The following is a 23,465-nucleotide window of genomic DNA, read 5'->3' as shown; positions in this document are numbered from 1 at the left end:
GAGCCCTGCATGACCCTCGATCGCGATGCCGCCACCCATGTCGCCAAGGTACTGTCCGAAGCGCTGCCTTATATCCGACGCTTCGTCGGCAAGACCCTGGTGATCAAGTACGGCGGCAACGCGATGGAGAGCGAAGAGCTGAAAACCGGCTTCGCCCGCGACGTAGTGCTGATGAAGGCGGTCGGCATCAACCCGGTGGTGGTGCACGGCGGTGGCCCGCAGATCGGTGACCTGCTCAACCGTCTGTCGATCGAAAGCCGTTTCGTCGATGGCATGCGGGTTACCGACGCCGCGACCATGGACGTGGTGGAGATGGTGCTTGGCGGCCAGGTAAACAAGGACATCGTCAACCTGATCAACCGTCACGGCGGCAGCGCCATCGGCCTGACCGGCAAGGACGCCGAGCTGATCCGCGCGAAAAAGCTCACCGTCACCCGCCAGACCCCGGAAATGACTACCCCGGAAATCATCGACATCGGCCATGTCGGCGAAGTGGTGGGCGTCAACACCGACCTGCTGAACATGCTGGTGAAGGGCGATTTCATCCCGGTCATCGCGCCAATCGGCGTGGGCCCGAACGGTGAGTCGTACAACATCAACGCCGACCTGGTTGCCGGCAAGGTTGCCGAAGCGCTGAAAGCCGAGAAGCTGATGCTGCTGACCAACATCGCCGGCCTGATGGACAAGCAAGGTACCGTGCTGACCGGTCTGAGCACCGAACAGGTCGACGCACTGATCGCCGACGGCACCATCTACGGCGGCATGCTGCCGAAGATCCGCTGCGCGCTGGAAGCGGTCCAGGGCGGCGTGCACAGCTCGCACATCATCGACGGCCGGGTACCGAATGCCGTACTGCTGGAAATCTTCACCGACAGCGGCGTCGGCACCCTGATCACCAACCGCAAGCCGCGTCAGTAAGCGTTTTGCGGGCAAGAAAAAGGCGACCCTCGGGTCGCCTTTTTCATTTCCTCCGGCTCAGATGCCGTACTGCGCGCGGTAGGCTTCCACCGCTGGCAGGTGCTGCTTGAGCTGCGGGTCGTCGGCAAGGAACTCGAGGACCTGGGTCAGGGAAACGATGCTGACCACCGGAATGCCGAAGTCGCGCTCCACTTCCTGGATCGCCGACAACTCGCCATTGCCGCGCTCTTCGCGGTTCAGCGCGATCAGCACGCCGGCGGCACGGGCTTGCTGGGCCTTGATGATCTGCATGACTTCGCGGATCGCGGTGCCGGCAGTGATCACGTCGTCGATGATCAGCACGTCACCAGCCAGCGGCGCGCCAACCAGGCTGCCGCCTTCACCGTGGTCCTTGGCTTCCTTGCGGTTGAAGCACCATGGCACGTCGAGCTGATGCTGCTCGGCCAGGGCGACCGCGGTGGCCGCTGCCAGGGGAATGCCCTTGTAGGCCGGGCCGAACAGCACGTCGAACGGAATCTTGCTGTCGACGATCGCCGCCGCGTAGCAACGACCGAGCTGGGCCAGGGCCGAACCGCTGTTGAACAGGCCGGCGTTGAAGAAATACGGGCTGGTACGGCCCGACTTGAGAGTGAACTCACCGAAGCGCAGAACCCCGCGATCGATGGCAAAACGAATGAAGTCGCGCTGATACGGCTGCATGAGGAGTCCCGGATACCACGGATTTAGCTAATTGAGTAGAGCTCGGGTATCATACACGCACGTGATTTTTGGGGCCATTTATGCGGATCATCAGTGTGAACGTTAATGGCATTCAGGCTGCGGTCGAGCGTGGTTTGCTCAGCTGGCTGCAAGCCCAGAATGCCGACGTCATCTGCCTTCAGGATACCCGCGCTTCGGCCTTTGAACTCGACGACCCGGCTTATCAGCTCGATGGCTACTTCCTTTATGCCTGCGACGCAGAAGTACCCGCCCAAGGCGGCGTGGCACTTTATTCGCGGTTGCAGCCCAAGGCAGTCATCAGCGGCCTGGGCTTCGAGACAGCCGACCGCTACGGACGTTACCTGCAGGCCGATTTCGACAAAGTCAGTATTGCTACCTTGCTCCTGCCTTCCGGGCAGAACGGCGACGAAGACCTGAACCAGAAGTTCAAGTTGATGGACGACTTCGCCAAGTACCTGGACAAGCAGCGTCGCAAGCGCCGTGAATACATCTACTGCGGCTCGCTCTACGTGGCGCAGCAGAAGCTCGACATCAAGAACTGGCGCGACAGCCAGCAGTCGCCGGGCTTCCTTGCCCCCGAGCGTGCCTGGATGGACGAGATCGTCGGCAACATGGGTTATGTCGATGCCCTGCGCGAAGTCAGCCGCGAAGGCGACCAGTACAGCTGGTGGCCAGACAACGAGCAGGCCGAGATGCTCAACCTGGGCTATCGCTTCGACTACCAGTTGCTGACCCCGGGCCTGCGCCGCTTCGTGCGCAGTGCACGCCTGCCACGCCAGCCGCGCTTCTCGCAGCACGCGCCGCTGATCGTGGACTACGACTGGACGCTGACGATCTGATCACCAGATGCAAAAAAGCCGACCTCATGGGTCGGCTTTTTTGTGCCTGATATCCCGAAAGACGACGCGGCACCTGTGGGAGCGGGTTCACCCGCGATAGCTGTAGTGAAACCACCATCGCAATCGCGGGTGAACCCGCTCCCACAAGGCCCGCGCTGGATCAATCGGCCAGCGCAGCCTTCTGCAGCTCGAACAGATCGGCCATGCCTTTCTGCGCGATCGCCAGCATGGCGTTCAGCTCTTGCGGCTGGAACGGCGCGCCTTCTGCGGTGCCCTGGACCTCGATGAAGCCGCCCGAGCTGGTCATGACCACGTTCAGGTCGGTCTCGGCGGCGGAGTCTTCCAGGTAGTCCAGGTCGAGGACCGCTTCGCCCTGGTACATGCCCACCGATACGGCGGCGATCATGTGCTTGAGCGGGTCGCCGCCCTTCAGTCCGCCACGCTTCTTGACCACGCGCAGGGCATCGACCAGGGCGACCATCGCACCGGTAATGGATGCGGTGCGGGTGCCGCCATCGGCCTGGATCACATCGCAATCGACATACAGGGTGATGTCGCCAAGCTTGCTCATGTCCAGGGCGGCGCGCAGCGAGCGCCCGATCAGACGCTGGATTTCCAGGGTCCGGCCGCCCTGCTTGCCACGGCTGGCCTCACGCTGGTTACGCTCGCCAGTCGAACGCGGCAGCATGCCGTATTCGGCGGTCAGCCAGCCCTGGCCCTGGCCTTTGAGGAAGCGCGGAACACCGTTCTCGACGCTGACCGTGCAGACCACCTTGGTGTCGCCGAACTCGACCAGTACCGACCCTTCGGCGTGCTTGGTGTAGTTGCGGGTGATGCGGATCGAGCGAAGCTGATCGGCGGCGCGACCACTTGGACGTTTCATAGGGGATACCTGTACTGGGGGTTCGAACTGCCGAGCATTATAGAGCGCCAGGGCCGCAGTGGACATGCCTGACGCTTTAATGGCTGTACCGGCCCCATCGCTGGCAACGCCAGCTCCCATAGGTCCGGCGGTGCACCCAAAGCCCCCGGTCGGTATTCACCCTGTCCTTCCACCCCGGTTTGTAACATCAGTAGATGGGACCGGGCGGCGCACTGCGTTACAATCCTGCGCCTTTGCAGCCGTCGGCTTTCTCCTTCATCCATCTGCGAGGTACTTCCCATGGTGCACAGCATGACCGCCTTCGCTCGTGTCGAACGAGCCGGGACCCAGGGCACCCTCATCTGGGAATTGCGCTCGGTCAACCATCGCTATCTCGAGCCGCATCTACGCCTGCCGGACGCCTTCCGCGACCTCGAAGGCGCGGTACGCGAAGCCCTGCGCCAGGGCATTTCCCGCGGGAAAGTGGAGTGCACCCTGCGCTTCACCGAAGAGAACGCCGGCAAATCGCTACAGGTGGACCAGGAGCGCGCCCGCCAGGTGGTGGAAGCCGCCGAGAGCGTTGCCAGCCTGATCAAGAACCCTGCACCACTGAACCCGCTGGCCGTGCTGTCCTGGCCTGGCGTGCTGGTGGCCGACGCTGCCGACCCGCAGGCCCTGAACCAGGAAGCCCTGGCGCTGTTCGAAGACGCGCTCGCCGAACTCAAGAACGGGCGCAATCGCGAAGGCGCCGAGCTGGCCCGGCTGATCAACGAGCGGCTGGACAGCATGAGCCACGAGGTCGCTACCCTGCGCACCCTGGTCCCGCAGATGCTCGCCGCGCAACGGCAGAAGATCCTCGACCGCTTCAACGACATGAAAGCCGAGCTGGACCCGCAGCGCCTGGAACAGGAAATGGTCCTGCTGGCCCAGAAAAGCGATGTCGCCGAAGAGCTCGACCGCCTCAGCACCCACGTCACCGAGGTGCGCCGCGTGCTCAAGTCCGGCGGCGCCGCAGGCCGGCGCCTGGACTTCCTGATGCAGGAGCTCAATCGCGAAGCCAACACCCTCGGCTCCAAAGCCTTCGACCCACGCAGCACGCAATCGGCGGTGAACCTCAAGGTCCTGATCGAGCAGATGCGTGAACAAGTACAGAACATCGAGTAAGGCCACCCCCATCATGAAACACAGCAGCGGCACCCTGTTCATCATTTCCGCCCCGTCCGGCGCCGGCAAGACCAGCCTGGTCAAGGCCCTGACCGACGACCTGAACCACATCCGCGTGTCGGTCTCGCATACCACCCGCGCCATGCGCCCGGGCGAGCGCGATGGGGTCAACTATCACTTCGTCGATCGCGCCGAATTCGAGCGGATGAACGCCCAGGGCGACTTCCTCGAACAGGCCGAGGTCTTCGGCAACTGCTACGGCACCTCGCGCAGCGCCCTGCAGCAGACGCTGGACCAGGGCCACGACCTGATCCTGGAAATCGACTGGCAAGGCGCCCAGCAAGTACGCAAGCTGATGCCGCAGACCCGCTCGATCTTCATCCTGCCACCGAGCCAGCAGGCCCTGCGCCAGCGCCTGACCAACCGGGGCCAGGACAGCGACGAGATCATCGAAGGCAGGATGCGCGAAGCGGTCAGCGAGATGGAACACTACGACGAGTACGAGTACGTCATCATCAACGACGACTTCGCCACCGCGCTGGAAGACCTGAAAGCCGTGTTCCGCGCCAACCGCCTGCAACGGGACGGTCAGCAGCAGCGCCACGGCGAGCTGCTCAAGCAACTGCTGGCTTGAGCCCTCGCCGCCCTGGCCGCCTTGGGAAAGCCTAGCGGCGGCTGGGGACAGTGGCGTGACGACGCAGCGTCACGCCCAGGAAGAACGCCGGCGCACGCAGGCGCGACAGCAGCATCAGGACGATGCCCAGCAGCAGGATGATCATCGCGATCACGAACACCAGCCCCAACCCGCCCACATGCGAGCCGCTGCCGAACTCCGGCGAAGCGCTGTCGAAGGCCGTCTGCACGAAGATTACCGACAGGATCGCGCCGCCCAGCAAAGGACACACGCCACGCATGAAGAAGTGGCGCAGGCTGTCGAACAGGCTGTGGCGGAAGTACCAGACGCAGGCGAAGGCCGTCAGCGAATAGTAGAAGCAGATCATCATGCCCAGCGCGGTAATGGTGTCGGCGAGCACGTTCTCGCTGAGGGTACGCATGGTCACGTAGAACACCCCGGCGGCGACCCCGGCGCAGATGGTGGCATAGCGCGGGGTCTGCGAGCGCGGGCAGATACGCGCGAAGCGCTCAGGCACGGCGCCGTAGTAGCCCATGGCGAGCAAGGTCCGCGCCGGCGACACGAAGGTCGATTGCAGTGACGCGGCAGTGCTCGCCAGCACGGCGATGGACATCAGGATCGCCATCGGCCCCATCACCGGCCCGGCCAGATGGGCAAAGACGTTTTCCTGGATGCGCGGATTGTTCAGGCCCAGGCCTTCCTCGCTGATCCCGGCGAACTGCAGGGTGGCGATGGCGGTGACCAGGTACAGGCCCAGAATCAGCAAGACCGTGAGGGTTGCCGCTCGACCGGGAACCTCATCGCTGCCGACCGACTCTTCGCTCACGGTCAGGCAAACGTCCCAGCCCCAGAAAATGAAAATCGACAGCGAAAGCCCGGCAGCGAAGGCCGAGAACGACTCGACACCGAAGGGGTTGAACCAGCTGATATCGAAGTCCATCGGCGGCGTTTGCGCAGCCCCGCCGAACGCGGCCATGGCGAAGCCCACCAGCACCACCAGTTGCAGGGCCACCAGGCCATATTGCACGGTCATGGTGGTACCGATGCCGCGACAGCAGATCCACACCGCCATGGCGATGAACACACAGCAGGTGACCACGTTGACCAGCAGGTTGTCACTGAGCGCAGCCAGCTCGCGACTGCCGGTCAGTTGCCCGAGGAACAGATAGAAGAAATCCACTGCCACCCCGGCCAGGTTGGACAGCACGATGGTGGTCGCCGTGACCAGGCCCCAGCCGCCGATCCAGCCGATCATCGGGCCGAAGGCCCGCGCCGACCAGGTGAAGGACGTACCGCTGTCCGGCTCTGCGGCGTTCAGTTCACGGTAGCCCAGGGCAACCAGCAGCATCGGCAGGAAGCCGACGATGAACACCGCTGGCAGATGCTGGCCGACCTCCCGCACGGTCGGCCCGAGGGCGCCGGTCAGGGTGTAGACCGGGGCAATGGTGGAAATGCCCAGCACGATGCTGGCGAGCAGGCCGAGCCGGCCCTTGGCCAGCCCCTTGGAGGCCTTGCGAGCCAGTCCCGCCGTGCCCGAGGACAGGCTTGCTTCGAATTCGCTCATGAGATGTCGCCGCTATTGGAATTGTTCTTCAGGGCATCCGGGGATGCCCGCTACAGAGTGGCCTCGCGGTAGCGCTGGCCACCGGCGTAAGCCTCGCAGGCTGCACGGAACGCCTGGAAAAGTCGCAACGAAACCGGGTTCTCGGCAAAACGCCATTCCGGATGCCATTGCACCCCGAGCACGAAGCCGGGTGCGTCCTCCATGGAAACCGCTTCGATCAGACCATCGGGAGCCAATGCCTCGACCCGCAGGCCGTCGGCCAGACGGTCGATGCCCTGGCCGTGGAGCGAGTTGACCATGAAGCTGCGCGGCAAACCCAGTCGCTGGAATTGCCCGTCGGGCTCGACGGTGACCAGGTGGCGCGGGCTGTACTGCACCTCCAGCGGGGCGTCGTGCGGCTCGCGGTGGTCCAGGTAGCCGGGCAGCTCGTGCACGCGCTGGTGCAGGCTGCCGCCCAGCGCCACGTTGAGCTCCTGGAAACCCCGGCAGATGCAGAAGACCGGCACACCGGCGGCGATGGCCGCGCGCAGCAGCGGCAGGGTCAGGCGGTCACGATAAACGTCGTGCCGGGTGCCTTCCGCGCTGGGGGCGCCATTGTAATGATGCGGCTCGACATTTGAAGGCGAACCGGTAAAAACAATGCCGTCGAGGCGTTCCAGCAGGCGCTGCGGCTCCAGCGCCTCGTTGAGCGCCGGCAGGATCAGCGGCACGCCGGCAAAGGCGGCAGCCTCGACGTACTTGTCGCCCACGGTGTGGGAGGCCGTGTGACCGAGCATCTGGCGGCACGCGGTGACGCCGATCAAAGGGGTTCCGACTTGCTTCATTGATCCAGCCTCGCGTGGAACAACATACAATTCATGGTTCGCCACAGACCTTGTGGGAGCGGGTTCACCCGCGATTGAGTCGGTGAATTCACTAACGTCATCGCGGGTGAACCCGCTCCCACAGGGTCCGTGGCGCTTCAGAGATCTCTTAGAGCTTGATCCAGGTCGCCTTCAGTTCGGTGTACTTGTCGAACGCATGCAGCGACTTGTCGCGGCCATTGCCCGACTGCTTGAACCCGCCGAACGGCGCGGTCATGTCGCCGCCGTCGTACTGGTTGATCCACACGCTGCCGGCACGCAGGGCGCGGGCGCAACGGTGGGCCCGGGAGATATCCGCCGTCCACACGGCCGCCGCCAGGCCGAACGGTGAGTCGTTGGCGATGGCAATCGCTTCCTCGGGGGTATCGAAGGTGATCACCGACAGCACCGGGCCGAAGATCTCTTCCCGGGCGATACGCATGGCGTTGGTCACGCCATCGAAGATCGCCGGCTGCACATACACGCCGCAGGTGTCTTCCAGCACACGCTGGCCACCGGTGACCAGGGTCGCGCCATCGGCCTTGCCGGCTTCGACATAGCCGAGCACGGTATCCAGCTGGGTGCCGTCCACCAGGGCGCCGACGCGGGTCTGCGGATCCAGCGCATGGCCCGGCTTCCAGGCCTTGAGCGCGTCCACCACCATCGGCAGGAAACGCTCCTTGATCGAGCGCTCCACCAGCAGGCGCGAACCGGCGATGCAGACTTCGCCCTGATTGAAGGCGATGGCGGCAGCCGCGGCTTCGGCAGCGGCATTCAGGTCCGGCGCATCGGCGAAGACGATGTTCGGGCTCTTGCCACCGGCTTCCAGCCACACGCGCTTCATGTTGGATTCGCCGGCATACACCATCAGTTGCTTGGCGATCCGGGTCGAACCGGTGAATACCAGGGTATCCACGTCCATATGCAGGGCCAGGGCCTTGCCCACGGTGTGGCCGTAGCCCGGCAGTACGTTGAACACCCCGGCCGGAATACCGGCTTCCAGCGCCAGTTGGGCGACACGGATGGCCGTCAGTGGCGATTTTTCCGATGGCTTGAGGATGACCGAGTTACCGGTAGCCAGCGCCGGACCGAGCTTCCAGCAGGCCATCATCAGCGGGAAGTTCCACGGCACGATGGCGGCCACCACGCCGATCGGCTCGCGGGTAACCAGGCCGAGCTGGTCGTGCGGGGTCGGCGCCACTTCGTCATAGACCTTGTCGATGGCCTCGGCAGACCAACGAATCGAGTTCGCCGCCGCCGGAATGTCGATACTCAAGGCGTCGGCGATCGGCTTGCCCATGTCCAGGGTTTCCAGCAGCGCCAGCTCCCTGGCATTGGCCAGCAGCAGGTCGGCGAATGCGATAAGTACGCGCTTGCGCTCGGCCGGGGCCTGGTTGGCCCAGACGCCACTGTCGAAGGTGCGGCGGGCGGCGGCTACCGCCAGCTCCGCGTCGGCGATATCGCAGCTGGCGACGGAAGCGAGGACGCGGCCATCCACCGGGCTGACGCACTCGAACACCTCACCGCCAACGCTGTCGCGGTAGACGCCATCGACGAAGGCACGGCCTTCGATGCGCAGGCTCTGGTAAAGGGATTCCCACTGTTCGCGAGACGGGATTGTCATTGTTGTTCTCCGGGCATCAGACCGTGTGCAGGTACCAGTTGTATTCGAGGTCGGAAATCGACACCTCGAACTCCGCCAGTTCGCTTTCCTTGCAGGCGACGAAAATATCGATGTAGTCGGGGCTGATGTACTGGTTCAGCACCTCGCTGTCGTCCAGCTCGCGCAGCGCATCGCGCAGGTTGTTCGGCAGGCTCTGTTCCAGTTGCTCGTAGGAATTGCCTTCGATCGGCGCACCCGGCTCGATCTTGTTGGTCAGGCCATGGTGAATGCCGGCGAGGATCGCCGACATCATCAGGTAAGGGTTGGCGTCGGCGCCGGCCACCCGGTGCTCGATACGCACTGCATCGCTGCTGCCAGTCGGCACGCGGACCGCGACGGTACGGTTGTCCAGGCCCCAGCTCGGTGCGTTGGGCACGTAGAACTGGGCGCCGAAACGGCGATAGGAGTTGATGTTCGGGCAGAGGAAGGCCATGGATGCCGGCATGGTTTCCAGCACGCCGCCGATGGCGTAGCGCAGGGTTTCGCTCTGCTCGGGATCCTCGCTGGCGAAGATGTTCCTGCCGGTGGCCTTGTCCAGCAACGAGATGTGCACGTGCAGGCCGTTGCCGGCCTGGCCCGGATAGGGCTTGGCCATGAAGGTGGAGTCCATTTCATGGTCGTAGGCGATGTTCTTGATCACCCGCTTGAGCAGCAACGCGTAGTCGCAGGCTTTCATCGGATCGGCAACGTGGTGCAGGTTCACTTCGAACTGCGCCGGGGCACTTTCCTTGACGATGGCGTCGGCGGGGATGCCCTGTTCCTTGGCGGCCTCGAGCATGTCCTGCAGGCAATCGACGTACTCGTCGAGGTCGTCGATGAGGTACACCTGGGTCGATTGCGGACGCTTGCCGGATATCGGCGAACGCGGCGGTTGCGGACGACCGTTGAGGTTGTCCTGGTCGATCAGATAGAACTCCAGCTCGAACGCGGCGCAGATAGTCAGCCCCAGCGCGTCGAATTTCTCGACCACGCCACGCAGCACTTCCCGCGGATCGGCAAAGAACGGCGTGCCATCGAGCTCGTGCATGGTCATCAGCAGCTGCGCGGTCGGCCGTTTTTGCCACGGCTCGAAGCTCAGGGTGCCGGGAATCGGATAACAGATGCGGTCGGAGTCGCCGATATCCAGGCCCAGGCCGGTGCTTTCCACGGTGGAGCCGTTGATGTCCAGGGCGAACAGCGATGCGGGCAGGTTGATGCCCTTTTCATACACCTTTACCAGGCTCGCGCGCTCGATGCGCTTGCCGCGCACTACCCCGTTCATGTCGGCGATCAGCAGATCGACGAATTGCACCTCGGGGTGGGCCTTGAGGAATTCGCCCATTTCATCAACGGGGATGGCGCACGGGGAGACCGACGTCATGGCTAGGCATCCTTTGGAATTTTTATAGGGGCAGCGATGTAAGGAGGTAACGCGGGTATTCGGAGGCGATGGCTGGTCTTGTTCTCGGGTAGTCCATCGGAGGAACGAATGGCGCGACAAACCTTGCTCGACGGCCACGTTCGCACTATAGAATGGCCGTCACGCAAACAGACATTGGCGTTTTGGCAAGCGAAGAGTGCACCGATGCAATATCAGATCAGCCACGCCGACCTCTCCCTGGTTCTCGCCCTGGTGCGTGGTCGCTCCCTGGCCAAAGCGGCGGAACTGCTCAAGGTCGACGTTTCCACGGTGTTCCGCTCGATCCGGCGGATGGAGGCTGCGCTGGGCACGGCCTTGTTCGTCAAGAGCCGCAAGGGCTACATCCCTACCGGTACCGCCCAGGCCCTGGCGGAACAGGCCGAGCGCGCCGAACAGGCCCTGGACGCGGCGCGCGTCGCCCTGGCCCACGGCGAGCAGGTAGTCAGTGGCACGGTGCGCCTGACCTGCACCGATGCCGTGCTGCACAGCCTGCTGCTGCCGGCGCTGGCCGAGTTCATGCCGGCCTACCCGGCACTGAACCTGGAACTGGCGACGTCCAACACCTTCGCCAACCTCAGCCGACGGGATGCCGACCTGGCGCTGCGCCTGACCAATGCGCCGCCCGAGCACCTTGTAGGACGCTGCCTGGGTTCGGCGTCCTACGTTATCTGTGGCCGTGAGGAGTTTCGCCAGCGTCTGACGGAGAATCCGGCGAGCGTGCCGTGGATCGCCCCGGACGACTCCATGCAGGACCACCCTACCCTGGTCTGGCGCAGCGAAAAGCTCCCCGGCGTACTGCCGCGCTACCGCTGCAGCGGAATTGCCTCCATTGCCCAGATGGTCGGCGCCGGCCTCGGTGTTGCCGCGCTGCCCGACTACATGGCGCATACCCTGCCGGGCGTGGAGCAATTGAGCGATGCCCTGCCCGGCTGCGACATCCAGCTTTGGCTGCTGACCCGCCCGGATTGCCGTGCCCTGCGCTCGGTCCAGACGCTGTTCGACGAGCTGACGCCACGTCTGCGCAATGCCTTGATCTGAGCCATAGACGAAGACTATTGAAATAGACGCTTACATCTAGGTATCGTCAGCGTATTCAGGGCTCGGGGCCGAAAACAGCGCTTCCCTAACGGCTGGTTATTTTTTAAACTGCCGAGTCCACTCGCCCACTCCCGGGCAGAACACCGCATTCGCTATTCGAGGAACACCATGGCCCGCGTAACCGTTGAAGACTGCCTGGAACACGTTGATAACCGCTTCGAGCTGGTCATGCTGTCCACCAAGCGTGCCCGTCAACTGGCAACCGGCGGCAAAGAGCCGAAAGTGGCCTGGGAAAACGACAAGCCTACCGTCGTAGCGCTGCGTGAAATCGCCGAAGGTATCGTCACCCCCGAGTTCATCGCCGCAGAAGAGATCGTCACCGAAGACCCGGTCTTCCCGACGTTCGAGGACGAGGCCAACGAGGCCGTCTAAGTCCATGCCTGGTCGACGTTGTACGGCGCGGGTCCCTTATCCTCGGCAGGAGGTCGAATCTTGCCGAGCATAGATGCCCTCGCCGATCGCCTATCGACCTATCTGGGTCCCGAGCAGGTCAACCTGGTCCGCCGGGCCTATTTCTACGCCGAACAGGCCCATGACGGCCAACGCCGCCGCAGCGGCGAGGCGTACGTCACGCATCCCCTGGCCGTCGCCAGCATCCTCGCCGACATGCACATGGACCATCAGAGCCTGATGGCAGCCATGCTGCACGATGTGATCGAAGACACCGGCATCGCCAAGGAAGCCCTCAGTTCGCAGTTCGGCGAGACCGTCGCCGAGCTGGTCGATGGCGTCAGCAAGCTGACCCAGATGAACTTCGAGACCAAGGCCGAGGCCCAGGCGGAAAACTTCCAGAAGATGGCCATGGCCATGGCCCGGGATATCCGCGTGATCCTGGTCAAGCTGGCCGACCGCCTGCACAACATGCGCACCCTGGAAGTGCTGTCCGGCGAAAAACGCCGGCGCATCGCCAAGGAAACCCTGGAGATCTACGCCCCCATCGCCAATCGCCTCGGCATGCACAGCGTGCGTATCGAATTCGAGGACCTGGGTTTCAAGGCGATGTACCCGATGCGCTCGGCGCGTATCTACCAGGCGGTCAAGCGCGCCCGCGGCAACCGCAAGGAAATCGTCAACAAGATCGAGGAATCGCTGAGCCATTGCCTGGCCGTCGATGGCATCGAAGGCGAGGTCAGCGGCCGCCAGAAACACATCTATGGCATCTACAAGAAGATGCGCGGCAAGCGCCGGGCCTTCAACGAGATCATGGATGTCTACGCGTTCCGCATCATCGTCGACAAGGTCGACACCTGCTACCGCGTGCTCGGCGCCGTGCACAACCTGTACAAGCCGCTGCCCGGGCGCTTCAAGGACTACATCGCGATCCCCAAGGCCAACGGCTACCAGTCGCTGCACACGACCCTGTTCGGCATGCACGGCGTGCCCATCGAGATCCAGATCCGCACCCGCGAGATGGAAGAGATGGCCAACAACGGCATCGCCGCCCACTGGCTGTACAAGTCCAGCGATGAGGAAAAGCCCAAGGGCACCCATGCCCGTGCCCGGCAGTGGGTCAAGGGTGTGCTGGAACTGCAGCAACGTGCGGGCAACTCCCTGGAATTCATCGAGAGCGTGAAGATCGACCTGTTCCCCGACGAGGTCTACGTGTTCACGCCCAAGGGCCGCATCATGGAGCTGCCCAAAGGCTCCACCGCGGTCGATTTCGCCTACGCGGTACACACCGACGTCGGCAACAGTTGCATCGCCTGCCGCATCAACCGCCGCCTGGCGCCGCTGTCGGAACCGCTGCAAAGCGGCTCCACCGTGGAAATCGTCAGCGCCCCGGGCGCCCGACCCAATCCGGCCTGGCTCAACTTCGTGGTCACCGGCAAGGCGCGCACGCATATTCGTCACGCCCTCAAGCTGCAGCGCCGCTCCGAGTCGATCAACCTCGGCGAACGCCTGCTGAACAAGGTGCTCAACGGTTTCGACAGCGCCCTCGACAAGATTCCGCCGGAACGCATCCAGGCCATGCTTGCCGAGTACCGCCTGGAAGTGATCGAAGACCTGCTGGAAGACATCGGCCTGGGCAACCGCATGGCCTACGTGGTCGCCCGCCGCTTGCTGTCCACCGAGGGCGAGCAGTTGCCCAACCCGGAAGGGCCGCTGGCGATCCGCGGTACCGAAGGCCTGGTGCTCAGCTACGCCAAGTGCTGCACGCCGATCCCGGGCGATCCGATCGTCGGGCACCTGTCGGCGGGCAAGGGCATGGTGGTGCACCTGGAGAGCTGCCGGAACATCAGCGAAATCCGCCACAACCCGGAAAAGTGCATCCAGCTGTCCTGGGCCAAGGACGTTACCGGCGAATTCAACGTCGAACTGCGCGTCGAGCTGGAACACCAGCGCGGCCTGATCGCGCTGCTTGCCAGCAGCGTCAACGCCGCCGACGGCAACATCGAGAAAATCAGCATGGATGAACGCGATGGCCGCATCAGCGTCGTCCAGTTGGTGGTCAGCGTGCACGACCGCGTGCACCTGGCCCGCGTGATCAAGAAACTGCGCGCGCTGACGGGCGTCATCCGCATCACCCGCATGCGCGCGTAGCCCTTCCCTTGCAAGGAGTCCCCATGACCAAGACCGTCATCAACAGCGACAAGGCACCCGCCGCCATCGGTACCTACTCCCAGGCGATCAAGGCTGGCAACACCGTCTACATGTCGGGCCAGATTCCCCTCGATCCGAAAACCATGGAACTGGTCGAAGGCTTCGAAGCCCAGACCGTCCAGGTGTTCGAGAACCTCAAGGCCGTGGCCGAGGCTGCTGGCGGCTCCTTCAAGGACATCGTCAAGCTGAACATCTTCCTGACCGACCTGAGCCATTTCGCCAAGGTCAACGAAGTGATGGGCCGCTACTTCGAGCAGCCGTACCCTGCCCGCGCGGCCATCGGCGTCGCGGCGTTGCCACGCGGTTCGCAGGTCGAGATGGACGCTATCCTGGTACTCGAGTAACACGCCTGCGGCGGGCGATCCGGCCCGCCGCACCTTTTCCTGAAGGACCCCGCCATGCGCCACGCGCTTGCCCTTTCCCTGGTTGCCGCACTGCTGGGCGGCTGCGCCAGCCACAAACCCGAAGACTACAACGGCATCTGGATCAACCAGGCCGCGATCGACGCTGCCGCCAAGGGCACCGGCCTGCGCTATGCGCTGGAGCGCAACGGTCCGAACTTCGAGTGGAAGGTCAATATCGCTGCGGGCCAGGCCAGCTATAGCAACGGCTTCGAACTGGTCGAAGGCCGGCTGAGCGCGGTAGACGAAAATCACTGGCAAGTGCAGCTGGACGGGGATCAGGTGGAGAACCTCGAGCTGGACGGCAAGGAACTGGTCCAGGCCACCAGCGACTGGGCGCCGGAGCAACGCTTCCAGCGCACGACCAATGTGATCGACGCCGATGTTCCGCCGGGTGCGATTTTCGAGAAGGCGCTGTATGGCGCCTACATGAAGGGCGACTGGCGTGTCCTGGAGGGTCCGGGCCAGGGCGGTACCGTACGCTTCCGCGACAACGGCAGCCTGGACGGCCTGCCCAACCTCGACCGCTATGCCCTGTGCCTGGCCGGCGACTGCGCAACCATGACCGGCAAGTACGACAGCATGTGGCTCGAGCGCAACCAGCAAGGCAACCCGTGGATTTTCAAGCGTGATGGCAAGCAACTGGAGATTTTCCAGGCCGTCAACGAAGCGCGACCGGACGAGATGCCGGAACTGCGTCCGGGTGCCCGGCGCTGGTTGCTGGAGCGCAAGTAAACACGCGGACCCTGTGGGAGCGGGTTCACCCGCGATTGCAGTAGTGAAGTCACCATAGCCATCGCGGGTAAACCCGCTCCCACAGGGTCCGCGTTGTGCTTTAGAGCTTTTGCCCTTCAAGGATCGCGGCGTAGCCTTCGCGGTAGCTCGGATAAGTCGGCGCCCAGCCCAGCGCCCGGGCCCGGGCGTTACTGCAACGCTTGCTGCCGGTACGCCTCACCCGCTGCTGCTCCGACCATTCGGTAACGCCCATGTACTCACGCAGCCAGCCCACCACTTCGGCCAGCGGCGCGGGCGCGTCGTCCACACCGATATAGCAGTCGTCCAGCGCCCGCCCGTCGTGATCGGCACGCAACAGGAAAGCCAACAACCCGGCGGCGTCCTCGGCATGGATACGGTTGCCATACAACGGCGGCTCTTCCGTCACCCGATAGCCCTGCCGCACCTGGCTCAGCAACCATTCGCGACCCGGACCGTAGATCCCGGTCAAGCGCACGACGCTGGCCGGAATCCCGCTCTCCAGGGCCAGGCGCTCCGCCTCCAGCATCACCCGGCCGGAATATTCCTGCGGCGCGGTTTCCGCGGTCTCGTCGATCCATTCCCCATTCTTCTGGGCGAACACGCTGCTGCTGGAGACGAACAGCAGGCGACGCGGCCTCTGGCCACGTTCTGCCAGCCAGCCCAGCACGTTACGCAGCCCCTCGACATAGGCCGAGCGGTAGCCGGGCTCGTCATGCTGGCTGGCAGCCACGCAATAGACCAGGTAATCGGGGCCTATCGTCGGCCAATCTGCGGGGATTTCGCGCCTTTCGAGATCCGCAGCGATAGCCGTGACGCCTGCCGGCACTGCGCTGGCAGTACGCCGCAGACCACTCACCGACCAGCCGCCCGCCAGCAATTGCCTGGCCAGGCGACCACCGACATCGCCACAACCAACGATCAGGACTGAAGGTGCTGACATGCTGAAACTCCCGTAATCAAAGGCTGGACTATCCCGGCAAAATCGATAGGCGGCTAGCGATGAAGTTAAAAAAAGCTACTTTATTACTTTTGCTAACAAGAATTACTTGCAATAATGGCCGCCCATTTTTCTGTTCTCGGCCTGTTTCGAGGCCCTGAAGAGCATCCACCCATTCTTCTTCATCAGGTCCGGCCAGCATGACACGCATCCAACCTTCCGCTTCGCCAACCACATCGCGCGCCCTGCGCGCCATCGCAGCGCTGATGTTCAGCCTGATGCTGGCACCCGCTGCGATGGCTGAAGAGCCAACGACCGCCGCGCCAGCCCCTGCTGCCGCCGCTGCCCCGGCCACTCCGGCTACGCAAGCAGCCGCGCCTGATGCCGGACAACCAGCGGCCGCTCCGGTTGCTGCGCCCGTGGAAGGCACGGCCGAGCCCCTGAATGCGGACGGCGAGCCCCTGGCCGAAGACACCACCCTGGGCATGGGCCACGACCTGTCGCCGTGGGGCATGTACCAGAACGCCGACGTGGTGGTCAAAGCGGTCATGATCGGCCTGGCCATCGCCTCGATCATCACCTGGACCATCTGGATCGCCAAGGGCTTCGAGCTGCTGGGTGCCAAGCGCCGCCTGCGGGGTGAAATCGCCGCGCTGAAGAAATCGGTATCGCTCAAGGACGCCGCCGACAAGGCCGACAAGCCCGGCACCCTGGCCCATGTGCTGATCCACGACGCCCTGGAAGAGATGCACCTTTCGGCCAACGCCCGTGAGAAGGAAGGCATCAAGGAACGCGTCAGCTTCCGCCTCGAGCGCCTGGTTGCTGCCAGCGGCCGCAATATGTCCAGCGGTACCGGCGTGCTCGCCACCATCGGCTCCACTGCACCGTTCGTCGGCCTGTTCGGTACCGTGTGGGGCATCATGAACAGCTTCATCGGCATCGCCAAGACCCAGACCACCAACCTCGCCGTGGTTGCCCCGGGTATCGCCGAAGCGCTGCTGGCCACCGCCCTGGGCCTGGTCGCGGCCATCCCTGCCGTGGTCATCTACAACGTCTTCGCCCGTTCCATCGCTGGCTACAAGGCCCAGGTGTCCGACGCTTCGGCGCAGGTCCTGCTGCTGGTCAGCCGTGATCTGGACCACCAGCCAGGCGAGCGCTCCGCTCAGCCGCACATGGTGAAAGTGGGGTAAGCCATGGGCCTGCATCTTAATGAAGGTGGCGACGATCTCGCCGAAAACCACGAAATCAACGTAACGCCGTTCATCGACGTCATGCTGGTGCTGCTGATCATCTTCATGGTCGCAGCGCCGCTGGCGACGGTCGACATCAAGGTCGACCTGCCCGCCTCGACCGCGAAACCTGCGCCGAGGCCGGAAAAGCCGGTGTTCCTCAGCGTCAAGGCCGACCAGAAGCTGTACCTGGGCGACGATCTGGTCCAGCAACATGACCAGTTGGGCGCGTTGCTGGATGCCAAGACCAAGGGCGACAAGGAAACCACGATCTTCTTCCAGGCCGACAAGGGCGTGGACTACGGCGATCTGATGGATGTCATGAACATTCTGCGCGCCGCCGGCTACCTCAAGGTCGGCCTGGTCGGGCTTGAGACGGCAGCGAAGAAATGATCGAGACCCGGTACAAGCTGGGGCGTTACGGCGGTAGCCTGTTGATCGTGCTGGCGGTGCATGCCGTTGCCATTGCGCTGACCCTGAACTGGTCAAAGCCCGAGGCTATCGAATTGCCGCCTGCGGCCATGATGATCGCAATGCCACCGATGCCGGAGCCGGCACCGCCACCGCCGCCCAAGGTGGTGACACCGCCACAGCCACCGGCACCGGTGGAAGAGCCGCCGCTGCCGAAGCTGGTCGAGGCGCCAAAACCAAAGATCGCCATTCCCAAGCCCGCCAAGCCGAAGGCCAAGCCCCAGCCGCCCAAGCCCGAGCAGAAGGAAGAGCCGAAGCAGAAGCCGGTCGAGCAGGAAGTCGCCAACGCACCGCCTAGCCCCGCCCCGGCTACCAAGCCGGCAGCCGCGGCACCTAGCGTGGCGAGCAACAGCGAGGCCAAGGCGACCTGGCAGAGCGACCTGCTGAACCATCTGGCGAAGTACAAGCGCTATCCGGAAGATGCACGCCGCCGAGGCCAGACGGGCATTACCCAACTGCGCTTCGTGGTCGATTCCGAGGGCCGCGTGGTGTCCTACGAACTGGTGGGCAAGTCCGGCAGCGCCTCGCTGGACCGTGCGACCCTGGAGATGATCCGCAGGGCACAGCCGCTTCCCCCGCCGCCGAAGGACATCCTGACCAACGGCGTCATCGACCTGAAGGCACCGTTCGTCTTCTCCCTCGAGAAGGGCCGGCGCTAGATCGGATTGGGGCCGCTTTGCGGCCCCATCACTTCTCGCCAATCATCATTTCTGTCGCACGCAAGCAAGTCTGATAACGTGCGTCTATCGGTTGCAGCCGCTATGCTGGGGCCGCTACTTCATGGACGCACGTTATGACCCTTACAGAATTGCGCTACATCGTCACTCTTGCCCAGGAACAGCACTTCGGCCACGCCGCCGAGCGCTGCCACGTCAGCCAGCCGACGCTGTCGGTGGGCGTGAAAAAGCTGGAGGACGAACTCGGCGTGCTGATCTTCGAGCGCAGCAAGAGCGCGGTGCGCCTGACCCCGGTCGGCGAGAGCATCGTGGCCCAGGCGCAGAAGGTCCTGGAACAGGCCCAGGGCATCCGCGAGCTGGCCCAGGCCGGCAAGAACCAGCTGACTGCGCCACTCAAGGTCGGGGCGATCTATACGGTCGGGCCCTACCTGTTCCCGCACCTGATTCCACAACTGCACCGGGTCGCTCCGCAGATGCCGTTGTACATCGAGGAAAACTTCACCCACGTCTTGCGCGACAAACTGCGCAACGGCGAACTGGATGCAGTGATCATCGCCCTGCCGTTCAACGAAGCGGACGTGCTGACCCTGCCGCTCTATGACGAGCCGTTCTACGTGCTGATGCCCAGCGGCCACCCCTGGACCCGCCAGGAAACCATCGACGCCAGCCTGCTCAACGACAAGAGCCTGCTGCTGCTCGGCGAAGGCCACTGTTTCCGCGACCAGGTGCTGGAAGCCTGCCCGACCCTGGGCAAGGGCAGCGAAGGTGCCAAGCACACCACGGTGGAATCCAGCTCGCTGGAGACCATCCGTCATATGGTCGCCTCTGGCCTGGGCGTGTCGATCCTGCCGCTCTCGGCCGTGCACAGCCATCATTACGCCCCGGGCGTGATCGAAGTGCGCCCGTTGAGCCCACCCGCACCGTTCCGTACCGTGGCCATCGCCTGGCGCGCCAGCTTCCCGCGGCCCAAGGCGATCGAGATCCTCGCCGACTCGATTCGCCTCTGCTCCGTGGCCAAGCCGCCAGCGAACGGGTAGGCCGGCGCCATGACCGAGTTGTCCCATGTGTCGGTCACGGCACTGAAAGGTGTTGGTGAAGCCCTGGCCGAGAAACTGGCCAAGGTCGGCCTCGAAACCCTCCAGGACGTCTTGTTCCACCTGCCCCTGCGCTACCAGGACCGTACCCGCGTGGTGCCGATCGGCGCCTTGCGTCCGGGCCAGGATGCAGTGATCGAAGGTGTCGTCAGCGGTGCCGACGTGGTCATGGGCAAGCGCCGCAGCCTGGTGGTGCGGCTGGGTGATGGCAGCGGCGTGCTCAGCCTGCGCTTCTATCACTTCAGCATGGCGCAGAAGGACGCGCTCAAGCGCGGTACCCACGTGCGCTGCTATGGCGAGGCGCGTCCCGGAGCCTCCGGCCTGGAGATCTACCATCCGGAATACCGCACCCTCAACGGCAACGAGCCGCCGCCCCCGGTGGACCAGACCCTGACGCCGATCTACCCGACCACCGAAGGCCTGACCCAGCAGCGCCTGCGCCAGTTGAGCCAGCAGACCCTGGCGATGCTCGGCCCGCGCAGCCTGCCGGACTGGCTGCCGGAAGAGCTGGCCCGGGACTATCACCTCGGCCCGCTGGACGAAGCCATCCGCTACCTGCATCAGCCGCCGGCGGATGCCGATGTCGATGAGCTCGCCGAAGGCCAGCATTGGGCCCAGCATCGCCTGGCCTTCGAAGAGCTGCTGACCCACCAGCTGTCGCAACAACGCCTTCGTGAAAGCATGCGTTCGCTGCGCGCGCCGGTCCTGCCACGGGCCAGCCGGCTGCCGCAACAATTCCTCGCCAACCTGGGTTTCCCGCCGACCGGTGCGCAGCAACGGGTCGGCAACGAGATCGCCTACGACCTGAGCCAGCAGGAGCCGATGCTGCGTCTGGTCCAGGGTGACGTTGGCGCGGGCAAGACCGTGGTCGCCGCCCTTGCCGCCCTGCAGGCGCTGGAAGCGGGTTACCAGGTTGCCCTGATGGCGCCCACCGAGATCCTCGCCGAGCAGCATTTCATCACCTTCAAGCGCTGGCTCGAGCCGCTGGGCATCGAGGTCGCCTGGCTGGCCGGCAAGCTCAAGGGCAAGGCCCGCACCGCGGCACTCGAACAGATCGCCACGGGCACGCCGATGGTGGTCGGCACCCATGCCTTGTTCCAGGAAGAAGTGAAGTTCCATAACCTGGCCCTGGCGATCATCGACGAGCAGCACCGCTTCGGCGTGCAACAGCGCCTGGCCCTGCGGCAGAAGGGCGTGGGCGGGCGCTTCTGCCCGCACCAGTTGATCATGACCGCGACCCCGATCCCGCGGACCCTGGCCATGAGCGCCTACGCCGACCTCGATACGTCGATCCTCGATGAACTGCCCCCGGGCCGGACGCCGGTGAACACCGTGCTGGTCGCCGATAGCAGGCGCTTCGAAGTGGTCGAGCGGGTCCGCGCCGCCTGCGCCGAAGGACGGCAGGCCTATTGGGTGTGCACCTTGATCGAGGAATCCGAGGAGTTGACCTGCCAGGCCGCCGAAACCACCTTCGAAGAGCTGTCGAGTGCCCTGGGCGAGCTGCGCGTAGGATTGATCCACGGGCGGATGAAAGCAGCGGAAAAAGCTGCGGTAATGGCAGAGTTCAAGGAAGGCCACCTGCAATTGCTGGTGGCGACGACGGTGATCGAGGTAGGCGTGGACGTTCCCAACGCCAGCCTGATGATCATCGAAAACCCCGAGCGCCTGGGCCTGGCCCAACTGCACCAGCTACGCGGCCGGGTCGGACGCGGCAGCGCAGCGAGCCATTGCGTGCTGCTCTATCATCCACCGCTGTCGCAGATCGGCCGGGAACGCCTGGGGATCATGCGCGAAACCAATGATGGTTTCGTCATTGCCGAGAAGGACCTGGAACTGCGCGGCCCCGGAGAAATGCTCGGCACCCGCCAGACCGGCCTGCTGCAATTCAAGGTCGCCGACCTGATGCGCGATGCCGACCTGCTGCCCGCCGTACGCGACGCAGCCCAGGCGCTGCTGGCGCGCTGGCCCGATCACGTCAGCCCGCTGCTGGAACGCTGGCTGCGTCATGGCCAACAATACGGCCAGGTGTGATGCGCTCGACGGAATTGGATCCAGCCGGCCGGCCAAGCTGGTTATAATCTCGCCACTGTGAAGAATTTGGATACAGACCATGATTGAAGTTGCCCTCGAAACCGCAACCCCACAGGTTCCGTCTGTTATCCGGCTGCTGCTCGACAAGCTGGGTGTCGCCTACCGCGAAGTGGCCGATCACCCGCAGCTGCCGCCCGAAACCCGCGTTCAGGCCGTTCTTCTCGACGACACGGTCGGCGCGCTGATGGTGCTGTTCCCGCAGAGCCAGTTGCTCGACCTGAGCCGTCTCACCGAGCTGACCGGCCGCAAGCTCGCCGCCGTGCCGCTGGAGCGCCTGCAGGGCATGCTGGACAAGCACGGGCTGAAAATCCTTCCCGGTATCCCGGCCCTTACCAGTTCGCCCTGCCTGTACGAGGAAAGCCTGCTCAAGCCGGACGCCCTGCTGGTGCAGTCGGGTGAACCCGGGCTGCTGCTGGAGATCGAGCGCGACGACTTCCGCAAGATGCTCAACAAGGCCAGCGCCGGCCAGTTCGGCGAGCTGCTGAGCAAGATCCATCCGAACCTCGACCGCCCCCTGGACGACCGCGACGAGATCACCCAGGCGGTCCAGGCCTTCACTGCGCGGCGTATCCAGCAGCGCCTGGAGTCGACCATCGAGATCCCGCCACTGGCCGAAACCGCGCAGAAAATCATCAAGCTGCGGGTCGACCCCAACGCGACCATCGACGACATCACCGGCGTGGTAGAGACCGACCCGGCCCTGGCGGCGCAGGTCGTCAGTTGGGCGGCATCGCCTTACTATGCGTCGCCGGGCAAGATCCGTTCGGTGGAAGACGCGATCGTCCGCGTGCTTGGCTTCGACCTGGTGATCAACCTGGCGCTCGGCCTGGCCCTGGGCAAGACCCTCAGCCTGCCGAAGGACCACCCGCAACACACCACGCCGTACTGGCAGCAATCGATCTACACCGCCGCGGTGATCGAAGGCCTGACCCGCGCCATGCCCCGGGCCGAGCGTCCCGAGGCCGGCCTGACCTACCTGGCGGGCCTGCTGCACAATTTCGGCTACCTGCTGCTGGCACACGTCTTCCCGCCGCATTTCTCGTTGATCTGCAGGCACCTGGAGGTCAACCCGCACGTCTGCCACAGCTATGTCGAACAACACCTGCTAGGCATCAGCCGCGAGCAGATCGGCGCCTGGCTGATGCGCTTCTGGGACATGCCGGACGAGCTGGCCACGGCCCTGCGCTTCCAGAACGACCCGCACTATGCCGGTGACCATTCGCCGTTCGCCAACCTGGTATGCCTGTCGGTGCGTCTGTTGCGCGGACGGGGCATTGGCTCGGGGCCGGATGAGGCGATTCCGGATGAACTGCTCGATCGCCTGAACATCAGCCGCGAGAAGGCCGAGGATGTGGTGAACAAGGTGCTGGAAGCGGAAGTGATGTTGCGCGAACTGGCCTCGCAGTTCAGCCAGCACTAGAAAGACCGCCACGGACCCTGTGGGAGCGGGTTTACCCGCGATTGCGGCAGTGAATCCACCTTAGCAATCGCGGGTAAACCCGCTC

At 64.2% G+C, this 23,465-nt stretch carries 23 protein-coding genes; 15 read left to right on the top strand and 8 right to left on the bottom strand.

Features of this window, described 5'->3' with window-relative positions:
* The first annotated feature begins 9 nt into the window (after nt 1–9).
* Nucleotides 10–918, top strand: a complete 909-nt coding sequence (gene argB / locus ACKLLE_RS24640) for an acetylglutamate kinase (protein WP_009395884.1) — start codon at nt 10–12, stop codon at nt 916–918.
* Between the two features lie 57 nt (nt 919–975).
* On the opposite strand, the gene pyrE is transcribed toward argB, so the two are convergent.
* Nucleotides 976–1,617, bottom strand: a complete 642-nt coding sequence (gene pyrE, locus ACKLLE_RS24635; RefSeq protein WP_009397031.1) for an orotate phosphoribosyltransferase — start codon at nt 1,615–1,617, stop codon at nt 976–978.
* 80 nt (nt 1,618–1,697) lie between these two features.
* On the opposite strand from pyrE, the gene ACKLLE_RS24630 reads away from it, so the two are divergent.
* A complete protein-coding gene (locus ACKLLE_RS24630) occupies nt 1,698–2,477 on the top strand; it encodes an exodeoxyribonuclease III (RefSeq protein ID WP_009397034.1) in 780 nt (259 codons plus the stop codon).
* Nucleotides 2,478–2,637: 160 nt separating this feature from the next.
* Here ACKLLE_RS24630 and rph read toward each other — a convergent pair whose 3' ends face one another.
* Complete coding sequence (rph, locus tag ACKLLE_RS24625) at nt 2,638–3,360, bottom strand: ribonuclease PH (protein WP_009397035.1); 723 nt, start codon at nt 3,358–3,360, stop codon at nt 2,638–2,640.
* A 279-nt stretch (nt 3,361–3,639) separates the two neighbouring features.
* Between rph and ACKLLE_RS24620 the strand changes: the two genes are divergently transcribed.
* Nucleotides 3,640–4,503, top strand: a complete 864-nt coding sequence (locus ACKLLE_RS24620) for a YicC/YloC family endoribonuclease (RefSeq protein ID WP_009397037.1) — start codon at nt 3,640–3,642, stop codon at nt 4,501–4,503.
* 13 nt (nt 4,504–4,516) lie between these two features.
* On the top strand, nt 4,517–5,137 hold the full coding sequence (gmk, locus tag ACKLLE_RS24615) for a guanylate kinase (protein ID WP_064302220.1): 621 nt from the start codon (nt 4,517–4,519) through the stop codon (nt 5,135–5,137).
* Nucleotides 5,138–5,168: 31 nt separating this feature from the next.
* On the opposite strand, the gene ACKLLE_RS24610 is transcribed toward gmk, so the two are convergent.
* From ACKLLE_RS24610 to ACKLLE_RS24595, 4 genes are all read right to left on the bottom strand, one after another.
* Nucleotides 5,169–6,701 carry an APC family permease gene (locus ACKLLE_RS24610; RefSeq protein ID WP_064302219.1) on the bottom strand — a complete coding sequence of 511 codons (1,533 nt, stop codon included), beginning with the start codon at nt 6,699–6,701 and terminating at the stop codon, nt 5,169–5,171.
* A 50-nt stretch (nt 6,702–6,751) separates the two neighbouring features.
* Nucleotides 6,752–7,525, bottom strand: coding sequence for a gamma-glutamyl-gamma-aminobutyrate hydrolase family protein (locus tag ACKLLE_RS24605; RefSeq protein WP_420059321.1), 774 nt, complete (start codon nt 7,523–7,525; stop codon nt 6,752–6,754).
* A gap of 148 nt (nt 7,526–7,673) precedes the next feature.
* Entirely contained in the window at nt 7,674–9,167 is a 1,494-nt protein-coding gene (locus ACKLLE_RS24600; RefSeq protein WP_420059320.1) for an aldehyde dehydrogenase, read from the bottom strand.
* A 16-nt stretch (nt 9,168–9,183) separates the two neighbouring features.
* Nucleotides 9,184–10,566: a glutamine synthetase family protein gene (locus ACKLLE_RS24595; RefSeq protein WP_420059319.1), complete on the bottom strand. Its 1,383-nt coding sequence runs from the start codon at nt 10,564–10,566 to the stop codon at nt 9,184–9,186.
* A 204-nt stretch (nt 10,567–10,770) separates the two neighbouring features.
* Between ACKLLE_RS24595 and ACKLLE_RS24590 the strand changes: the two genes are divergently transcribed.
* From ACKLLE_RS24590 to ACKLLE_RS24570, 5 genes are all read left to right on the top strand, one after another.
* The gene (locus ACKLLE_RS24590) at nt 10,771–11,643 is read left to right on the top strand and encodes a LysR family transcriptional regulator (protein ID WP_064302215.1); all 873 of its coding nucleotides are present in this window, start codon (nt 10,771–10,773) and stop codon (nt 11,641–11,643) included.
* Between the two features lie 168 nt (nt 11,644–11,811).
* On the top strand, nt 11,812–12,075 hold the full coding sequence (gene rpoZ, locus ACKLLE_RS24585) for a DNA-directed RNA polymerase subunit omega (RefSeq protein ID WP_009394405.1): 264 nt from the start codon (nt 11,812–11,814) through the stop codon (nt 12,073–12,075).
* Nucleotides 12,076–12,135: 60 nt separating this feature from the next.
* Complete coding sequence (gene spoT / locus ACKLLE_RS24580; RefSeq protein WP_009394406.1) at nt 12,136–14,244, top strand: bifunctional GTP diphosphokinase/guanosine-3',5'-bis pyrophosphate 3'-pyrophosphohydrolase; 2,109 nt, start codon at nt 12,136–12,138, stop codon at nt 14,242–14,244.
* Nucleotides 14,245–14,267: 23 nt separating this feature from the next.
* The gene (locus tag ACKLLE_RS24575; protein ID WP_009394407.1) at nt 14,268–14,648 is read left to right on the top strand and encodes a RidA family protein; all 381 of its coding nucleotides are present in this window, start codon (nt 14,268–14,270) and stop codon (nt 14,646–14,648) included.
* Nucleotides 14,649–14,702: 54 nt separating this feature from the next.
* On the top strand, nt 14,703–15,440 hold the full coding sequence (locus tag ACKLLE_RS24570) for a hypothetical protein (RefSeq protein ID WP_009394408.1): 738 nt from the start codon (nt 14,703–14,705) through the stop codon (nt 15,438–15,440).
* 100 nt (nt 15,441–15,540) lie between these two features.
* Here the strand turns inward: ACKLLE_RS24570 and ACKLLE_RS24565 are convergent, their stop codons facing one another.
* The gene (locus ACKLLE_RS24565) at nt 15,541–16,401 is read right to left on the bottom strand and encodes an SDR family oxidoreductase (protein ID WP_420059318.1); all 861 of its coding nucleotides are present in this window, start codon (nt 16,399–16,401) and stop codon (nt 15,541–15,543) included.
* A 28-nt stretch (nt 16,402–16,429) separates the two neighbouring features.
* Complete coding sequence (locus tag ACKLLE_RS24560; RefSeq protein WP_158467730.1) at nt 16,430–16,609, bottom strand: hypothetical protein; 180 nt, start codon at nt 16,607–16,609, stop codon at nt 16,430–16,432.
* Here ACKLLE_RS24560 and exbB point away from each other — a divergent pair.
* From exbB to ACKLLE_RS24530, 6 genes are all read left to right on the top strand, one after another.
* Nucleotides 16,599–17,588, top strand: coding sequence for a tonB-system energizer ExbB (gene exbB, locus ACKLLE_RS24555; protein ID WP_420059317.1), 990 nt, complete (start codon nt 16,599–16,601; stop codon nt 17,586–17,588). The two genes, ACKLLE_RS24560 and exbB, sit on opposite strands and share 11 nt — an antisense overlap.
* Before the next feature lie 3 nt (nt 17,589–17,591).
* Nucleotides 17,592–18,020 (top strand): TonB system transport protein ExbD, encoded by a 429-nt coding sequence (gene exbD / locus ACKLLE_RS24550; RefSeq protein WP_064302212.1) that lies wholly within the window; start codon nt 17,592–17,594, stop codon nt 18,018–18,020.
* Nucleotides 18,017–18,757, top strand: a complete 741-nt coding sequence (locus ACKLLE_RS24545; protein WP_009394412.1) for an energy transducer TonB — start codon at nt 18,017–18,019, stop codon at nt 18,755–18,757. The genes exbD and ACKLLE_RS24545 overlap by 4 nt, the downstream gene beginning before the upstream one ends.
* A 134-nt stretch (nt 18,758–18,891) precedes the next feature.
* Nucleotides 18,892–19,812, top strand: a complete 921-nt coding sequence (locus ACKLLE_RS24540; RefSeq protein WP_009394413.1) for a hydrogen peroxide-inducible genes activator — start codon at nt 18,892–18,894, stop codon at nt 19,810–19,812.
* Between the two features lie 9 nt (nt 19,813–19,821).
* The gene (gene recG, locus ACKLLE_RS24535) at nt 19,822–21,900 is read left to right on the top strand and encodes an ATP-dependent DNA helicase RecG (protein WP_009394414.1); all 2,079 of its coding nucleotides are present in this window, start codon (nt 19,822–19,824) and stop codon (nt 21,898–21,900) included.
* Between the two features lie 79 nt (nt 21,901–21,979).
* Complete coding sequence (locus tag ACKLLE_RS24530) at nt 21,980–23,380, top strand: aminoacyl-tRNA deacylase and HDOD domain-containing protein (protein ID WP_064302211.1); 1,401 nt, start codon at nt 21,980–21,982, stop codon at nt 23,378–23,380.
* Nucleotides 23,381–23,465 lie beyond the last annotated feature (85 nt).

It is taken from the genome of Pseudomonas bharatica (assembly GCF_048586865.1).
Classification (GTDB): domain Bacteria; phylum Pseudomonadota; class Gammaproteobacteria; order Pseudomonadales; family Pseudomonadaceae; genus Aquipseudomonas; species Aquipseudomonas bharatica.
This window is presented reverse-complemented; position numbering and strand designations above follow the sequence as displayed.

Bases quoted from the DNA above. Each gene is read 5' to 3' on its own strand.
- argB (WP_009395884.1), top strand. From the start codon at position 10: ATGACCCTCGATCGCGATGCCGCCACCCATGTCGCCAAGGTACTGTCC.
- pyrE (WP_009397031.1), bottom strand. From the start codon at position 1,617: ATGCAGCCGTATCAGCGCGACTTCATTCGTTTTGCCATCGATCGCGGG.
- ACKLLE_RS24630 (WP_009397034.1), top strand. From the start codon at position 1,698: ATGCGGATCATCAGTGTGAACGTTAATGGCATTCAGGCTGCGGTCGAG.
- rph (WP_009397035.1), bottom strand. From the start codon at position 3,360: ATGAAACGTCCAAGTGGTCGCGCCGCCGATCAGCTTCGCTCGATCCGC.
- ACKLLE_RS24620 (WP_009397037.1), top strand. From the start codon at position 3,640: ATGGTGCACAGCATGACCGCCTTCGCTCGTGTCGAACGAGCCGGGACC.
- gmk (WP_064302220.1), top strand. From the start codon at position 4,517: ATGAAACACAGCAGCGGCACCCTGTTCATCATTTCCGCCCCGTCCGGC.
- ACKLLE_RS24610 (WP_064302219.1), bottom strand. From the start codon at position 6,701: ATGAGCGAATTCGAAGCAAGCCTGTCCTCGGGCACGGCGGGACTGGCT.
- ACKLLE_RS24605 (WP_420059321.1), bottom strand. From the start codon at position 7,525: ATGAAGCAAGTCGGAACCCCTTTGATCGGCGTCACCGCGTGCCGCCAG.
- ACKLLE_RS24600 (WP_420059320.1), bottom strand. From the start codon at position 9,167: ATGACAATCCCGTCTCGCGAACAGTGGGAATCCCTTTACCAGAGCCTG.
- ACKLLE_RS24595 (WP_420059319.1), bottom strand. From the start codon at position 10,566: ATGACGTCGGTCTCCCCGTGCGCCATCCCCGTTGATGAAATGGGCGAA.
- ACKLLE_RS24590 (WP_064302215.1), top strand. From the start codon at position 10,771: ATGCAATATCAGATCAGCCACGCCGACCTCTCCCTGGTTCTCGCCCTG.
- rpoZ (WP_009394405.1), top strand. From the start codon at position 11,812: ATGGCCCGCGTAACCGTTGAAGACTGCCTGGAACACGTTGATAACCGC.
- ACKLLE_RS24575 (WP_009394407.1), top strand. From the start codon at position 14,268: ATGACCAAGACCGTCATCAACAGCGACAAGGCACCCGCCGCCATCGGT.
- ACKLLE_RS24570 (WP_009394408.1), top strand. From the start codon at position 14,703: ATGCGCCACGCGCTTGCCCTTTCCCTGGTTGCCGCACTGCTGGGCGGC.
- ACKLLE_RS24565 (WP_420059318.1), bottom strand. From the start codon at position 16,401: ATGTCAGCACCTTCAGTCCTGATCGTTGGTTGTGGCGATGTCGGTGGT.
- exbB (WP_420059317.1), top strand. From the start codon at position 16,599: ATGACACGCATCCAACCTTCCGCTTCGCCAACCACATCGCGCGCCCTG.
- ACKLLE_RS24560 (WP_158467730.1), bottom strand. From the start codon at position 16,609: ATGCGTGTCATGCTGGCCGGACCTGATGAAGAAGAATGGGTGGATGCT.
- exbD (WP_064302212.1), top strand. From the start codon at position 17,592: ATGGGCCTGCATCTTAATGAAGGTGGCGACGATCTCGCCGAAAACCAC.
- ACKLLE_RS24545 (WP_009394412.1), top strand. From the start codon at position 18,017: ATGATCGAGACCCGGTACAAGCTGGGGCGTTACGGCGGTAGCCTGTTG.
- ACKLLE_RS24540 (WP_009394413.1), top strand. From the start codon at position 18,892: ATGACCCTTACAGAATTGCGCTACATCGTCACTCTTGCCCAGGAACAG.
- recG (WP_009394414.1), top strand. From the start codon at position 19,822: ATGACCGAGTTGTCCCATGTGTCGGTCACGGCACTGAAAGGTGTTGGT.
- ACKLLE_RS24530 (WP_064302211.1), top strand. From the start codon at position 21,980: ATGATTGAAGTTGCCCTCGAAACCGCAACCCCACAGGTTCCGTCTGTT.